Source organism: Methanosaeta sp. UBA356 (assembly GCF_002496465.1).
GTDB classification, from domain to species: domain Archaea; phylum Halobacteriota; class Methanosarcinia; order Methanotrichales; family Methanotrichaceae; genus Methanothrix; species Methanothrix soehngenii.
The window spans coordinates 1-1,545 of record NZ_DAKC01000117.1 but is presented as its reverse complement, the minus strand read 5'-3'; the positions used below and the strand labels follow the sequence as shown (position 1 = coordinate 1,545).

2 protein-coding genes are annotated in these 1,545 nt (G+C 43.6%); both read right to left on the bottom strand.

Translation table 11 applies throughout. The features are described 5' to 3' along the window. Window positions 1-32: 32 nt before the first annotated feature. Complete coding sequence (locus BP727_RS11160; RefSeq protein WP_286858854.1) at window positions 33-1,133, bottom strand: RNA-guided endonuclease InsQ/TnpB family protein; 1,101 nt, start codon at window positions 1,131-1,133, stop codon at window positions 33-35. Window position 1,134: 1 nt separating this feature from the next. Then, complete coding sequence (tnpA, locus tag BP727_RS11155) at window positions 1,135-1,545, bottom strand: IS200/IS605 family transposase (RefSeq protein WP_048131778.1); 411 nt, start codon at window positions 1,543-1,545, stop codon at window positions 1,135-1,137.

The window sequence follows — 1,545 nt, the reverse complement described above, 5'->3', positions numbered from 1 at the left end:
GTGACCACTCCCACCAATAAATTGGCGAGCATCTAGGCTTTCGCCACAGACTGTAGCCCCAGTCTGAGAATGTTTATAGCGGCGTTATGGTCCCTGTCCAGAGTCAGACCACAGAAAGAACATCTGTGGACTCTTTCTGATAGATCTTTTTGAACCACTTGACCGCAACCAGAGCATATTTGAGATGTGCCATTGGGATTCACTAGTTCGACACGTTTACCGGCCCATTCTGCCTTGTAAGACGTGGTAGTTATCAGTTTGTTCCAAGCAGCATCTGTAATATGCTTTGCAAGACAATGATTCTTGACCATGCCCTTGATATTCAAGTCTTCGAAGGCTATCAAGTCATAGGATTTAACCAGAGATATGGAGAGCTTTTGAACAAAATCATCCCTCTTGTTGGTAATTCTTTCATGAACCCTATGAACCACTTTTAAGGCTCTAGCCCTTTCCGGTGTTCCTTTTTCTGCATTTGATAGCTTTCTCTGAGCCTTTGCCAGAGCATTTTCTTCATGAACAAAGAATCTTGGATTATCTACCTGCTCGCCATTGGATAGGGTGATGAAGCTTTTTAAACCCACATCAACGCCTATTGATAATCCCGTCTTAGGAAGAGGTTCATCTGGTTCAACTTCAACCAGGAAGGATACAAACCATTTCCCAGTAGGCATTCTTCTGATATTAAGCCTCTGGATTTCTCCATCTACAGCTCTATGAAGCTTGATCTTGATATCTCCGATCTTGGATAACCATAGTTTGCCAGGCTTCAGGGAAAAGCCTGATTGAGTATAGGTGAAGCTATCGTACCTGCCATAGCCCTTGAACCTGGGATATCCTGGGTTTTCTCCTGCCTTGACTCTTCGGAAGAAGGCTTGATAGGCCAAATCAACTCTTTTGACGACTTCCTGTAGAACCTGAGAATGGACTTCCTTCAATTCGGGCTTTTCTTCTTTCCATCCTGGCAAAAGCTTCTTGGTATCGTAATAGGAGAGAGATTTGCTTTCTTGCTCGTAAGCGTTCATCCTGATGGCTATTACTTCGTTATAGGTCCATCTGCAAAGCTCCAAGGCGTCATCCATCTTGGTTCTCTGAGATTTTGTAGGATAGATCCTATAGCGAAGCACCTTCAGCAAATCACTTCACCTTTTGCATCTCTACATAGCGTTCTATTACATCTTTGGTCGCATCTCCACAGGTGCCAACATAATAAGACGGATTCCAGAGATGTCCATCCCAAAGCTGATCTCTTAGTTCAGGATGCTTTTCAAAGAGCTTCTTTGCCGTAATGCCTTTGAAGATCTTGGCAATGTTGGCAGGAGCAAATATAGGATGAGCCGTCACAAAGAGGTGAACGTGATCGGGCATAATCTCCTGATTGATCAATGTAATACCCTTCTGCTTTGCTATCAATTCATGCAACCAATGAAGGTCTTCGGCGATTGAGCCAATAAGAACCTTCCTTCGATACTTTGTTGACCATACGAAGTGGTAATACACATTATAGACGCATCCTCTTGCGCGTATCCAATGCCCTTGTTTATTCAT